We start from the raw sequence: 13,306 nt of genomic DNA on the forward strand, positions 1-13,306 counted from the left end.
GGGCGCTCAACGCCGCGGCGGATACTCCATCGGCCACGTGACGACGCCGCGGTGATAGGGGAAGCGGGCGCGCTGGAGCGGATCCGGACCGGTGAAGATCAGCCGGGTACGGAACGCCACGGGGCTCACACAGATGAGATATCCGCGCAGGTTCCTCTCGTTCGGGATGAACAGGGCCTTCGTGAGGTAGCGTCCCTCGTGGCGGACCCAGGCCGGGATGGGAAGGCCCCAGCGCCGCGCGAGATGCTCGCCGACGCCGCCGATATAGGCGTCGACCGGCTCCCGGCCGAGAAGATCGGGCTCCGCGCGGATCATCTCGGCCTGCCGCCCGGTCTCGCCGTCCGCCGCGTAGAAGGTATCGAGGAACTCGCGGGTATGGTGGTCCCAGTCACCGTCGAGGCGGGTGCGCGCGACGACCTCGCTGAGGGTCTGGGGTCTCACGGTTGGGATCCGGCGAGGACGGAACGGAACCGGCTCCGCGCTTCGACCGGAGGTTCCTCGTCGTAGATCGAGACGTAGAGCTGTTCGAGCTGCGCCACGTCGCTGAGGCCGAGATGCCTCGCGAGCGCGCGCGCATCGTCGATGTCCCGCTGGCCGCGATCGAGGTTCTGGAGGGCCTGCAGCTTCATCGCCAGAAGATAGTGCGGCTTGGCGAGGAAGGTCCGCAATCCGGGCGACCCAGCCGCCGGATACGTCCCGGAGAGTGCGAACAGCGTGTCCGGCTCATCGAGCGGCGTGAACATGCCGACCGCGTTGTTCAGCCAGTCGCGGCCGAGCCCGATGCGCTCGCCGACACGTTCCACCGACGGCGCGAGCAGGGCTTCATCGAACCCCTCGCGGACCACGGCATCGACATCCTCCGTCGAGCGCCGCCAAGCGAATTGCAGCATGATGGCGCCGCCGCCGTACACGGCGAGCTCGACGAAGGCGCCGCGCGCGGCGAGATCGGCTCCCAGAAGCTCGAAAGCTTCCCGCAATCGGTCTGCGTCGAGCGTCCCGCCCATGCGTGGCTCCCCGTGGTCAGACCGCCTTCTTCTCCAGCCGGTGCTCGATCTTGTGCGAGTCGAGGCCGGGCGCCACGAGGGGCGGCTCGGGCGGCGGCGGGGCCGCGGTCTGGGTTCGGCTCTTGAAAGCTTCGGCGAGCCGCGAGCGCTCGTAGAGGATCACGACGATGACCGAGAGGAGGAAGGGCAGCCAGAAATAGAAGATGCGGAACACCAGCAGGGCCGCGATCACCTGCGGCCGGGCCACCTCCGGCATGGCCAGCACGAAGATCAGCTCGAACACGCCGAGGCCGCCCGGCGCGTGCGAGACGAGGGCCGCCGAGAAGGAGGCGAGGAACACGGCGAGCACCACGAGGAAGCCCGGGTTACCGGCCTCGGGCAGCGCGAAGTAGATGATGCCGGCCGCGCCCAGAAGCTCCAGCGGCGCCGCGACGAGCTGACGGCCCATGATGTTCGGGCGCGGATACTCGAGCTTGAACGAGCGGATGTGGAGGGGCTTCAGGTGCAGGAGCGAGCCGACCACGTAGAGGCCGACGGCGCCGAGCAGGGCCAGCCCGAGCAGGAAGGCGGTGGTCGGGTTCGTGAGCACGCTCGGCAGGTGCCCTTCGAGCCGTGCCAGAAGATCGGGCTTCAGGGTCAGGACGGCGCCGCCGAGGAGCAGCGTGCCGAGGCCGAAGGTGAAGGAGCAGAGCGCCACGAGCACGGCCACCTGCGCGGCCGACAGCCCCTTGGCCGTATAGGCCCGGTAGCGGACCACGGCGCCCGAGAAGACCGAGGCGCCGATGTTGTGCGAGAGCGCGTAGGTCGTGAACGAGCAGACCGAGACGAAGAACCACGAGATGTGGCGCACGCCGAGGTGCAGCAGCGCGATGCGGTCATACCAGGCGAGCGCGGCGTAGGCGACGAGGGTGGAGACGGCCGCGAGCAGGATCCGGTGCGCGGGGATCGCCCTGAGGCTCTCCTCGACATCCGCGAGGGAGAGGCCCTGAAGTTCGCGATAGAGAAGGTATCCGGAGACGACGAGGGCGGCGATGCCGATGATCGGCCAGATGAATTCGCTGATCTTCTTCATGGAGCCCGGACACACCCTCGCGAGGACGGCTCCTGATGCGCCAGGAACGCGCGCATCGCAAGCGGGCCGCCACGGCCTGAGCGGCCGTGATGTCACCGGATCATGACGGTTTCGTGCCGGACGAGCCCCTCGTCTAGGCTCGGGCGCGGGCGCGCGAGAGAGAGTAGGCTCAGGCGCGGGCGCGCGAGAGCCCGATGCCGTCCATGGCCGCCTGGTCGCGCAGAGCCTCGGCGGCGCGCTCGGCGCTGCGCTCGCGGTCCTCGAGGATCTCGACCTTCTTCAGGTCCTCGAAGGCCTCGCCGAGCTCGGCCTTCGCCTCGGCGAGTTGGCCCTCGAGGGCGGCGGCCGACTGGCGCATGTTGTCCCGGCGACCCGCGGCGGCGCGGGCGTAGGTCGGGTAGGCGAAGTGGGCGGGGTCCGAGATGCCGGCTCGGGATTCTTCCTGGGCGACTTCCCGGTCGAGCTCGGTCGCCATGCGCAGGAAATCGGCCATCATCATCTCGATCTGCGTCACGCGGCGACGCTTCTCGTCGACCTGGAACCGACGCAGCCGGATCAGCGTGTCACGCGATTTCATGGGGACGCTCACTCCACGCAACGCTCATGCTCCGCCTGAGCGCGCGCGCCGACGGAGTCACTCTGGGCTTCCCACGATCTGTGCGAGCCGTGCGTAACCCTCGCCGATGGAGGTTGCTTCTTCCTTACCCTGCCCCAGAAAAGCCTCAAGATCGGGCATGAGCGCCACCGCCTCGTCGACCTCCTGCGAGGAGCCGGCCCGGTAGGCGCCCAGCCGGATCAACTCCTCCATGTCGGCGTAGGTGGATAGAACCCGGCGGGCGCGCCGCACCACCGGCAGGTAGGCCGGGTCGCAAGCCCGCGGCATGGTGCGCGAGACCGAGCGCAGCACGTTGATCGCCGGGTAGCGGCCGCGCTCGGCGATGCCGCGCTCCATCACGATGTGGCCGTCGAGGATGCCGCGCACGGCGTCCGCCACCGGCTCGTTGTGGTCGTCGCCCTCGACCAGCACCGTGAAGAGGGCCGAGATGGTCCCCTCTCCCACTCCCGGCCCGGCCCGTTCGAGGAGGCGGGGCAACTCGCTGAAGACGGTCGGGGTGTAGCCCTTGGCGGTGGGCGGCTCGCCGGCGGCGAGCCCGATGTCGCGCTGGGCCATGGCGAAGCGGGTGATCGAGTCGATCATGCAGAGCACCTTGGCGCCCTGGTCGCGGAAGTGCTCGGCAACGCCGAGCGTCACGTAGGCCGCGTTCCGGCGCATGAGGGCGGGCTCGTCGGAGGTCGCCACCACCACCACCGAGCGGGCGAGGCCCGCCTGCCCGAGATCGTCCTGCAGGAACTCCTGCACCTCGCGGCCGCGCTCGCCCACGAGGCCGATCACCGCGACGTCGGCCGCGGTGTAGCGGGCGAGCATCGAGAGCAGCACCGACTTCCCGACGCCGGAGCCCGCAAAGATGCCCATGCGCTGGCCGGCACACATGGTGAGGAAGGTGTTGATGCAGCGCACCCCGAGATCGAGGGGCGGGCCGACGCGGCGGCGGGCGTGGGCGGGCGGCGGGTCGGCCCGCAGCGGGTAGATCGCGGGGCCGGCCGGGAGCGGGCCGAGACCGTCGACCGGCCGGCCGAGCGCGTCGATCACCCGGCCGAGCCAGGCGGCGGAGGGACGGATCGCGCCCGCGGCCTCGTCGCGGACATAGGCCGGGCAGCCGCGGCGCACGCCCTCCAGGGTGCCGAACGGCATGGCGAGCGCCCGGTCCCCCTGGAATCCGATGATCTCGCAGGGCACGAGGCCGGCGCGGCCCGCCCCCTCGACGTCGAGGCGCCCACCGAGTCGCATGGCCGCGACCGGGCCGGCGACCTCGACCAGGAGGCCGCGAATCGCCACGACACGACCGTAAGTTTCAAGAGATTCAACACGTTCAAGCGCTGCGCGCGCCGAGCCGAGGGGCACCCGCATCGGGCGGTGGAGATCGTCCGCCATCGGGCCTCTCTCAACGTTTCATTTACCTCCCTCCTTAACACTGGCCCCATCGCGCTGACAGCGGGTCCAGGCATGCGCCGGACGGATCATTTTCTTGAACCGTTCCGACAAGTGCGGCGGGCGTGGCAGACGAGCCACAGGCCGCCAGGACTCTTGTCGGAACAGGCACTTGGCGAGGATCGTGTAGGCGGCGCGTGAGGTATCGGACGGTATGAATGAGAACAGACCGTCAACGGCCTCGCGCTCTCGGAATCGCGACCATTCAACGAGTGCTTGCAAGCTAGAATCAGGGTTTGTTAACGATTAACGCATAGCGTTTCACGTCAATGACGAGGGAGCGTCCGTCCACAGGCCGGTGGCGGGCGTTTGGCGGGGACGCGTCCGGACGCTGAGACGGCCGTGCTGGGCTGGGGACCGACGATGCGGGTACTTCTGATCGAGGACGACAGCGCCACGGCGCAGAGCATCGAACTGATGCTCAAGTCCGAGAACTTCAACACCTACACCACCGACCTCGGTGAGGAGGGCGTCGATCTCGGCAAGCTCTACGATTACGACATCATCCTCCTCGACCTGAACCTGCCCGACATGTCGGGCTACGAGGTGCTCCGCTCCCTTCGCGTCGCGAAGGTGAAGACCCCGATCCTGATTCTGTCCGGCATGGCCGGCATCGAGGACAAGGTGAAGGGCCTCGGCTTCGGCGCCGACGACTACCTGACCAAGCCCTTCCACAAGGACGAGCTCGTCGCCCGCATCCACGCCATCGTGCGCCGCTCGAAGGGCCACGCCCAGTCGGTGATCACGACGGGCGACCTCATCGTCAACCTCGACCAGAAGACCGTCGAGGTCTCCGGCTCGCGGGTGCACCTCACCGGCAAGGAGTACCAGATGCTGGAACTCCTCTCGCTCCGGAAGGGCACGACCCTGACGAAGGAGATGTTCCTCAACCACCTCTACGGCGGCATGGACGAGCCCGAGCTGAAGATCATCGACGTCTTCATCTGCAAGCTGCGCAAGAAGCTCGCCAACGCCAGCCAGGGCAAGAACTACATCGAGACGGTCTGGGGTCGCGGCTACGTGCTGCGCGAGCCCGTCGACGGCGAGGAGCGGATCGCCGTCTGATCCGGCGCGTCGCTCCCCTCCCCTCGCGAACGGCCCCGCCTCGGCGGGGCTTTTTCGTTGGCCCTCGCCTGAGCGTCCGACTCAGGGAATCAGGCGGTCGGCCCTGAGCCGGGCGAACAGGTCGGAGAAGGCCTCGTCGGTCGCCTGGTAGTCGAGGAAGCCGAGGCGGCGGCTCCTGGACATGTCGGTGACGACCTCGATCGGGCGGCCGAGATCCGCGTCCGTGTGCCAGGCCGAGGCGAGGCGGGCGAGGTCCGGCTCCGCGAGCCCGTGCCGGGCCGCGATCTCCGCCCAGACCGTAGCATCGCCCGCCATCTGCTCCTCCAGCGGCCGCACCGTGCCGTCGAAGGGGGCGGGCTCAAGGCCGAACCACGCGGCGATCCGGCCCCACATCCAGCTCCAGCGAAACACGTCGCCGTTCACGACGTTGAAGGCCGTGTCGGCCGCCTGCGGGCTCGTCGCTGCCCAGAGGATGTGGCGGGCGAGGAGGCGCGCGTCGGTCATGTCGGTGAGCCCGTTCCACTGGGCCGCCGAGCCCGGGAAGCGGAAGGGGCGGCCGGTCTCCCGGCAGATCGTGGCGTAGACGGCGAGCGTGGTGCCCATGTTCATGGCGTTGCCGACCGCCTTGCCGATGATCGTGTGCGGGCGGTGGACGCTCCAGCGGAATCCGTCGCGGGCGGCGGCCTCGAAAATGGCGTCCTCCTGCGCATAGTAGAAGTTCGGCACCTCGAGACGGCCCTGCTCCTCGCGGAACGGGGTCTCTGGCAGGCGGCCCTGCCCGTAGGCCTCGAAGGGGCCGAGATAGTGCTTGAGCCCGGTGACGAGGGCGACGTGCCGCAGCGAGCCCGCGGGCTCGAGCGCCGCGATCACGTTCCGAACCATCGCGCCGTTGACCGCGATCATCTCGGCCTCCGTCGCCCGGCGCGACCAGGTCGCCAGGACGAGATGGGTCGGGCTCAGTTCGGAGAGGGCCGCACGCAGGGCCTCCGGTTCCTGGAGGTCCGCCGCCACCGGCCTGACGCCGGTGCGCTGCAGAGGATTGCGGGCAAGGCCGGCGACCCGCCATCCCTGCGCCACGAGCAGGTCGGCGACCGCGTTGCCGACGATCCCGCTCGCGCCCACGATCAGTGCGCTGCCCGCCATGTCCGATCCCTTCCTCCGGTGCCTCGTTCGAGGCGCCAGTTAGGGAGGAACGGCCGGTGCCGCCAGCGGCAGCGCGGCGATGAGCGGGCTGCGCCGCCCTCCCCTGCCCTCAGCGCAGGGCGGCGAAGCGCAGGGGGCGGGCGGCGGGTTCGGCGGCCCGGGCGCCCGGCGGGTGGCCGTAGAGGCCCCGGTGCTCCGGGTTCGGCGCGAGGCGGTCGGTCAGGCCGATCACGGTCTCGGCGGCGCCGAGCAGCAGCGCCCCGTCCGGCGCGAGGCTCGCCGCGAGCCGGGCGAGCACGTCGGCCTTCGTCGGCGCGTCGAAGTAGATCAGCACGTTGCGGCAGTAGATGATGTCGAACTGTCCGAGCGCGTCGAACGGATGCAGCAGGTTGAGCTGCCGGTAATCGACCATGCTGCGGATCGCAGGCGCGATGTGCCACTGCTCGCCGACCTGGGTAAAGTACTTGAGCAGCATCTGAACCGGCAGGCCGCGTTGCACCTCGAAGTGGCTGTAGAGCCCGAGCTTCGCCTTCTCGATCACCTCGGTGGAGAGGTCGGTGGCCACGATCTCGACCTGCCAGCCCTGGAGGCGGGGAGCCGCCTCCTGGAGCAGGATCGCCAGTGAGTAGGGTTCCTGGCCGGTCGACGAGGCCGCGCACCAGATCCGCAGGCGACGCTGCGCCGCCCGGCGGGTGAGCGCCTGCGGCAGCAGGGTCTCCCGGAACAGGTCGAAGGGCACGCGGTCGCGGAAGAAGAAGGTCTCGTTCGTGGTCATGGCCTCGACCACCGCGCGCTCGATGGCCGAGTCGCGGGAGACCTTCAGGGCGCCGACGAGATCGCCGAGCGAGGCGAGCCCGAAGCGGCGGCAGACCGGCCCGAGGCGGCTCTCGACGAGGTAGCGCTTCTCCGCGGTGAGCGCGAGGCCGGAGCGCTGCTTGAGGTAGCCGCGCAGGAAGTCGAACTCGAGTTCGGTCATGCGGGCTGTCCCGAGATGAGGGCGCGGAGCGCCGGCCCGAGCTCGCCGAGCGGCAGGATGGCCTGGGCGAGCCCGGCCTTGGCGACGCTGCCCGGCATGCCCCAGACGGTGCTCGTCGCCTCGTCCTGGGCAAGAACCGGCCCGCCGGCCTCCACCAGGGCGCGGGCTCCGTTGGTCCCGTCCGATCCCATGCCGGTGAGGATCACCGAGACGGTGGCGGCCCCGAACAGGGCGGCCGCATCCTGGAACAGGACGTCGACGGCCGGACGGCAGAAGTTCACGGGCGGTCCGTCGTCGAGGCGGATCGTCGTCTCGCGGCCAGCGCCGCCCTGGAGGCGCATGTGGCGCCCGCCCGGCGCCACGTAGATGCGGCCTGGAAGGAGCGGCTCGTCGGCCTTGCCCTCGGCCGCCGGCAGGCCCGTACGGGCCCCGAGATGCTCGGCGAAGACCGCCGTGAAGACGGGGGGCATGTGCTGCACGATGAGCGTCGGCAGGCGGCGCAGGGTCGCGGCGCCGATCTTCTCCAGCACCTCGCCGACGGCGCGGGGACCGCCCGTCGAGGAGCCGATCAGGAACGCCTTCGGCGGCACGGCGCTGCGCGCCTTCGGGCGCAGGGCGATCGGCGCCGGGGCGCGCGCCGGCAGGGGCGCCGGCGCCGGGGCGGCCGCAGCGCCGGCATGCGGGGTCGGAGCCACGCCCCTGCGGCGGGCGCGCGACCCGCCGAACAGGCGCACGCGCTCGATCAGCTCGACGCGGAACGCGTCCGACGTGGTGACGCCGCGGTTGCTCTCGGGCTTGGCGAGATAATCGACGGCGCCGAGGGCTAGGCATTTGAGGGAGATGTCGGCGTTGCGCGTCGTCAGCGTCGACATCATCACGACCTGGAGGCCGGGCGAGCGGGCGAGCAGCAGGGGCAGCGCCTGCGTGCCGTCGAGCTCGGGCATGTCGATGTCGAGGAGCACCACGTCGGGGTCGTGGCGGGCCATCATCTCGAGCGCGATGCGCCCATTCGCGGCGGTGCCGACCACGGCGAAGCCCGCCTCGCCGATCCAGCGCGCGACGAGGCCGCGGACCACCGCCGAATCGTCCGCGATCAGCACCCGGATCTGGCCCGGCGCGGCGTTGCCCCCCGGTGCGGGCGGGTGGAGAGCGGTGGCTGCCAGCATGGGGGGTACGCCTCGGATACGCGTCGCGGAGTCGGTGCGGCGGTCTCGGTGCCGCGGGGCTCGAACCACCGCGGCGTCGGCACGGCCGGGACTGGAGCTCAGGCCGCCTTCGCCTCCGCGAGGCCGACCTGCTCCAGCTTCGCCGTCAGGATGTCCCGGTCGAAGGGTTTCATGATGTACTCGTCGGCGCCCGCGTGCAGGGCGCGGGCGATGGCGCCGACGTCGTTCTCGGTGGTGCAGAACAGCACCTTCGGCACCGTGCCGCCCGGTGCCTGCCGCAGGGCCCGGAGGAAGGCGTAGCCGTCCATGTTCGGCATGTTCCAGTCGAGAATGATCGCGTCCGGCATCGCCTCGGTGCAGCGGTCGAGGGCCTTTGCGCCGTCCTCGGCCTCGATCACCCGGAGGCCGAGCGTCTCGACGATGCGGCGGGCGACCTTCCGGATCACGGCGGAATCGTCGACGACGAGGCAGGTCTTCATGGTGCTCCTCACCCTAGCGCGTGCGATCAGGCGGCGACCGAGCCGCGCCGCTCACCCCCGAAGGCGAGGAGCGCGTCGACGTCGAGGATGACGAGCAGGCGCCCGTCCAGGCGGTGCACGCCGAGCGCGAGGTCGCGCCAGCGGGCGTCGAGATTGATCGGGACGGCCTCGTGCGTGTCGACGCCGAGCTTCAGCACCTCGCCGACGCCGTCGACCACGAGGGCGAAGGTCTCGCCGCCCTGCTCCAGGCCGATGGCCATCTTGTTGCCCTCGGTGTCGGAAGGCGGCAGCCCGAGGCGGCGGCGCAGGCAGACGGCGGTGACGACGCGACCGCGCAGGTTGAGGAGGCCGACGATCTCCGGCGGCGAGAGCGGTACCGGCGTGACGCCCGCCGGGATGAAGACGTCGTGCACGCGGTTGATCGCGAGCCCGAACATGGTCTCGCCGACGAAGACGGTGACGAACTCGGCGGTCGCGCCGGCCTCGGCGGCGTTGGTGTTGGCGGCCTGCATCATGGTCAAACTCCGGAATCCGAGCTCAGGCGGCGTGCGCGAGGGTGACGGCGTCGACCTCGGCGAGCGCCGAGATCAGGCCGGAGCGGTCGAACTTGGCGACGAGGTCGCTGATGGCGAGCGAGCGGGCGCGCTCCACCGCGTCGGCGGCGACGGATCCCGTCAGCGCAATCACGGGCAGGCCCGCGAGGCGCGGGTCGGCCCCGCGCATGGCGGCGACGAGGTCGAAGCCGCTGCGGCCCGGCATCTCGAGGTCGGTCACCACGATGTCGATGCGGGTATTGGCCTGCAGGGCGGCGAGCGCCTGCTCGGCGCTCTCGGCCGAGACCACCGCGTAGCCAGCCGCCTTGAGGACGGGGGTGAGCATGTCGCGGAAGAAGGCGGAATCGTCCACGAGGAGCAGGGTCGAGCCGCGCTTCTCGCTCTTCTTCGGCCCCCGCGCCCAGTCGTCGTAGGCGAGCGGCAGGAAGTGGGCGATGTTGATGATGTCGGTCGCCCGGCCGCGCAGGACCGCGGAGCCGATCAGGTCCGAGCGCTCGGCGGTGATCTCGATGTCGAGGCGCTCCTCGACGATGTCGACGATCTCGTCGACCACGAGGCCCATCGCCCGCTCGCCGTCCGAGAACACGACGAGCGCCTGGGTGCCCTCCTGTCGAATCGAGATCGCCTCGTCGGCCGGGACCAGCGGCATCAGGCGGCCGCGATACTGGATGAGCGGGCGCCCGCCGAGCCACTCGACCTTGGACGCATCGATCTCTTCGAGCCGCGTGACGAGGGAGAGCGGCACAGCCTTGAAGGTGCCCCCGCCGCCCTTGAAGACGAGGAGCGTCGCCTTGGCGTCGCCGGCCTCGGTCTCCTCGACCTCGGCGTCGACCGGGATCGAGCCGGCCTGCGCGCTCTGGCTCACCTGACGCGCGACGCCGTTCGGGTCGACGATCAGGACCACGGCGCCGTCGCCGAGGATCGTATTGCCGGCAAACAGCGGGATGTGGCGCAGCTTCGAGGACATCGGCTTCACGACGATCTCCTCCGTGTGGAAGACCTCGTCGACGAGGATGCCGAAGCGCTGGCGGCCGACCTGCGCCACCACCACGAAGCCGCTGTCGATGTCGGCTCCGTCGTCCTGGCCGAGCAGGCCCGTGAGCGTCACGATGGGCAGCAGGCGCTCGCGCAGGCGCAGCACCGGCGAGCCGTTGATGCGCTCGATGCGCTGACCGGAGGTCTTGTCGACGCGCACCAGTTCCAGCACCGCGACCTGGGGCACCGCGAAGCGGTTCTCGCCGGCCTTGACGATGAGCGCCGCGACGATGGCCAGCGTCAGCGGGATCTTGATCGTGAAGGTGGTGCCGCGGCCGAGCTGCGTGTTGATGTCGATGACGCCGCCGATCGTCTCGATGTTCGTCTTGACGACGTCCATGCCCACGCCCCGGCCCGAGACCGAGGTGACGGCCTTGGCGGTCGAGAAGCCGGCGTGGAAGATGAACTTCGCGACCTGCGCGTCCGTCATCTTCTCGATGTCGGCCTGGGAGGCGACGCCGCGCTCCACCGCCTTGCGGCGGATGGCGGCGAGGTCGAGGCCCTTGCCGTCGTCCGAGATCTCGATCGTGATGGTGCCGCCCTCGTGGTAGGCGGCGAGCCGGATGGTGCCGCGGGCGGGCTTGCCGGCGGCCTTGCGCTCGGCCGTCGACTCGATGCCGTGGTCAGCCGAGTTGCGCACCATGTGGGTGAGCGGGTCCTTGATGACCTCGAGCACCTGACGGTCGAGCTCCGTCTCGGCGCCCTGCATCACGAGCTCGATCTGCTTGCCGAGCTCGGCCGAGAGGTCGCGCACCACCCGCGGCAGCTTCTGCCAAGCGTTGCCGATCGGCTGCATGCGCGTCTTCATGACGCCTTCCTGCAGCTCGGCCGTCACGTGGCTGAGGCGCTGCAGCGGCACCTTGTAGCTGGTGTCGTCGTGGCGGCGGGCGATCTCGAGGAGCTGGTTGCGGGTCAGCACCAGCTCGGAGACCATCGTCATCAGGTGCTCGAGCGTGTCGACGTTCACGCGGATCGTCTGCACCTTGCTGACGCCGGCCTCGCCCTCGGCCGAGGCGGCTTCTGGCACGGCGGATTTCGGAGCCGGTGCCGGGGTCGGCTCGGCCGGAGCCTCGGCCATCGCGGGGACGGCGGCGGGCTCGGGCAGGGCCGGCTCGTGCGCGAAATCATCGGGGCCAGGGGCTGCCAGGAAGGCCGCCTCAAGGTCGTCGAGGGAGACCTCGCCGGGCTTCAGCTCGCGGACGACGGGATCCGGCAAGGCAGGCGGGGGTGCGGGCACCGCCGCAGGCGCCGGCTCGGCCTCGCCCTCGGACATCTTCTCCAGCGCGCCAATCAGGTCCTCGTCGGAGCCCGCCGGCTCGGCGCCGGTGGCCTCGAGGTCGGCGAGGATCGCCTTGAGGCGGTCGAGGGTCGACAGGATGAGCGTGACGGACGCCTGGGTGGCCGGCAGGCCGTCGCGGAATCGGCCCATCAGCGTCTCGGCAGCGTGCGCCAGTGCCTCCAGGCGGGGCAGGCCGAGGAAGCCGCAGGTACCCTTGATGGTGTGGACGAGGCGGAAGATGTTGCGCAGGATCTGCTGATTGTTCGGGTCCTGCTCGAACCGCACCAGCTCGGTGTCGACAGTGTCGAGATGCTCACTGCTCTCGGTCAGAAACTCACGCAGCAAGTCGTCCATCGGAGGCGCTCGGTTCGAGTCCGCACGGTATTCGTACTTCACCGAATGTGACCGGGATGGGTTAGGGAACCGTTGCTGCGGGACTGCGCCGAGCCACAATCGAGACGGCCACAATGAGCGATTTCGTCTTGTTCACAGGGTGTGGACCAGGTTCCGAGACCGGTCTGATGCCCGAAAGCGCGCAGCGGAACGGCGAGCGCGGACCCGCCGCCGGGCCGGCAGCGGCATGAGCCGGAAGCGTCCAAGGCGCCGCCCGTCACCGACGCGCGGCCGTCGCGCGACCTGACGCCGGCCGGGAGGCGCGAGCGCTGGGTTTGATGGATCGGGCGAGGCGTCGGAGCGCCCCGCCGGGGCGGTCACGCCAGCTGCGTGTCCGAGGGCTCGCTGTCGGTCGGGCGCGCGTCCTCCGGCGTCCCGGCCGGCGACGGAGCGGCCGGCTCGGCCGCGGCGGCGACCGGCTCGGCGAGGATCGTCACCTCGTCGCCCTCGATCGAGAAGCGCACGCCCATCGCCGCGGCGCGGGCGACGAGGCCCGCGTAGTACGGCAGGATGCCGTGGGCATCGACAGTGCCGCTCTCGGGCCGGCCCGCGAGCAGTTCCTCCACGTGAGGCGGGATGCGCGCGTGTGAGCCCTTGGCCTTGAGGAGGAGCGTCGGCGCGTCGCCGTCACCCGAGACCTTCACGTCGATCAGGCCGCCGCGCGGGATCGCGCTCGTGGCGATCATCACGAGGTTGAGGAGGAGCTTGACCTTGTTCTTCGGGAACAGGGCCTGCGGCGCGCTCCAGGCGAGCTGCGTCTTCTCGTCCGCGAACATCCCGCGCGAGACCTTCTCGGCGTCGGCGAGGTCGATCGCGGCTCCGGCCGAGCCGGCGGCGCCGAAGGCGATGCGGGCGAATTGCAGGCGGGCGGAGGCTTGGCGAGCGCTCTTGCGGATCAGGTCGAGGGCGAAGTCGCGCATGGACGCGTCGTTGTCGTCCTCCAGCACCTCGAGTCCGTTCACGATCGCGCCGACCGGGCTGATCACGTCGTGGCAGACGCGGGAGCAGAGCAGGGCCGAGAGATCGAGGGAATCGAGGTTCACGGTGGTCATGGCGCGCTCCGCGCGAGGTTCATCGGGGTCGGCTCGGC

Annotated in this window: 13 protein-coding genes; 1 reads left to right on the forward strand and 12 read right to left on the reverse strand. The window is 70.4% G+C overall.

Going from position 1 to position 13,306, the window contains the following annotated elements; genetic code table 11:
* Positions 1 to 6: 6 nt before the first annotated feature.
* The 5 genes from MOX02_RS01915 to fliI all read right to left on the reverse strand — a co-directional run bounded on the left by MOX02_RS01915 (position 7) and on the right by fliI (position 4,069).
* Positions 7 to 441, reverse strand: a complete 435-nt coding sequence (locus MOX02_RS01915; protein WP_147024037.1) for a hypothetical protein — start codon at positions 439 to 441, stop codon at positions 7 to 9.
* Complete coding sequence (locus MOX02_RS01920) at positions 438 to 1,004, reverse strand: hypothetical protein (RefSeq protein WP_147024038.1); 567 nt, start codon at positions 1,002 to 1,004, stop codon at positions 438 to 440. The genes MOX02_RS01915 and MOX02_RS01920 overlap by 4 nt, the downstream gene beginning before the upstream one ends.
* Positions 1,005 to 1,020: 16 nt before the next feature.
* Positions 1,021 to 2,076, reverse strand: coding sequence for a lysylphosphatidylglycerol synthase domain-containing protein (locus MOX02_RS01925; RefSeq protein WP_147024039.1), 1,056 nt, complete (start codon positions 2,074 to 2,076; stop codon positions 1,021 to 1,023).
* A 169-nt stretch (positions 2,077 to 2,245) separates the two neighbouring features.
* Complete coding sequence (gene fliJ, locus MOX02_RS01930) at positions 2,246 to 2,653, reverse strand: flagellar export protein FliJ (protein ID WP_147024040.1); 408 nt, start codon at positions 2,651 to 2,653, stop codon at positions 2,246 to 2,248.
* 57 nt (positions 2,654 to 2,710) lie between these two features.
* Positions 2,711 to 4,069 (reverse strand): flagellar protein export ATPase FliI, encoded by a 1,359-nt coding sequence (gene fliI, locus MOX02_RS01935; RefSeq protein WP_238179625.1) that lies wholly within the window; start codon positions 4,067 to 4,069, stop codon positions 2,711 to 2,713.
* A 420-nt stretch (positions 4,070 to 4,489) separates the two neighbouring features.
* Here fliI and ctrA point away from each other — a divergent pair, with 420 nt between their 5' ends.
* Positions 4,490 to 5,191 carry a response regulator transcription factor CtrA gene (gene ctrA / locus MOX02_RS01940; protein ID WP_109896440.1) on the forward strand — a complete coding sequence of 234 codons (702 nt, stop codon included), beginning with the start codon at positions 4,490 to 4,492 and terminating at the stop codon, positions 5,189 to 5,191.
* A gap of 81 nt (positions 5,192 to 5,272) precedes the next feature.
* Here the strand turns inward: ctrA and MOX02_RS01945 are convergent, their stop codons facing one another.
* From MOX02_RS01945 to chpT, 7 genes are all read right to left on the reverse strand, one after another.
* On the reverse strand, positions 5,273 to 6,334 hold the full coding sequence (locus MOX02_RS01945; RefSeq protein WP_147024041.1) for an SDR family oxidoreductase: 1,062 nt from the start codon (positions 6,332 to 6,334) through the stop codon (positions 5,273 to 5,275).
* 109 nt (positions 6,335 to 6,443) lie between these two features.
* Positions 6,444 to 7,310 carry a CheR family methyltransferase gene (locus MOX02_RS01950; protein WP_147024042.1) on the reverse strand — a complete coding sequence of 289 codons (867 nt, stop codon included), beginning with the start codon at positions 7,308 to 7,310 and terminating at the stop codon, positions 6,444 to 6,446.
* On the reverse strand, positions 7,307 to 8,476 hold the full coding sequence (locus MOX02_RS01955; protein ID WP_147024043.1) for a protein-glutamate methylesterase/protein-glutamine glutaminase: 1,170 nt from the start codon (positions 8,474 to 8,476) through the stop codon (positions 7,307 to 7,309). Before MOX02_RS01955 ends, MOX02_RS01950 begins: the two co-directional genes overlap by 4 nt.
* Before the next feature lie 98 nt (positions 8,477 to 8,574).
* On the reverse strand, positions 8,575 to 8,955 hold the full coding sequence (locus MOX02_RS01960; RefSeq protein ID WP_147024044.1) for a response regulator: 381 nt from the start codon (positions 8,953 to 8,955) through the stop codon (positions 8,575 to 8,577).
* Between the two features lie 26 nt (positions 8,956 to 8,981).
* On the reverse strand, positions 8,982 to 9,467 hold the full coding sequence (locus MOX02_RS01965) for a chemotaxis protein CheW (RefSeq protein WP_170267629.1): 486 nt from the start codon (positions 9,465 to 9,467) through the stop codon (positions 8,982 to 8,984).
* A gap of 25 nt (positions 9,468 to 9,492) precedes the next feature.
* Positions 9,493 to 12,177, reverse strand: a complete 2,685-nt coding sequence (locus MOX02_RS01970; protein WP_147024046.1) for a hybrid sensor histidine kinase/response regulator — start codon at positions 12,175 to 12,177, stop codon at positions 9,493 to 9,495.
* Between the two features lie 356 nt (positions 12,178 to 12,533).
* Positions 12,534 to 13,268, reverse strand: coding sequence for a histidine phosphotransferase ChpT (gene chpT, locus MOX02_RS01975; RefSeq protein ID WP_147024047.1), 735 nt, complete (start codon positions 13,266 to 13,268; stop codon positions 12,534 to 12,536).
* Positions 13,269 to 13,306: the final 38 nt, after the last annotated feature.

This window comes from Methylobacterium oxalidis (assembly GCF_007992195.1).
GTDB classification, from domain to species: Bacteria; Pseudomonadota; Alphaproteobacteria; order Rhizobiales; family Beijerinckiaceae; genus Methylobacterium; species Methylobacterium oxalidis.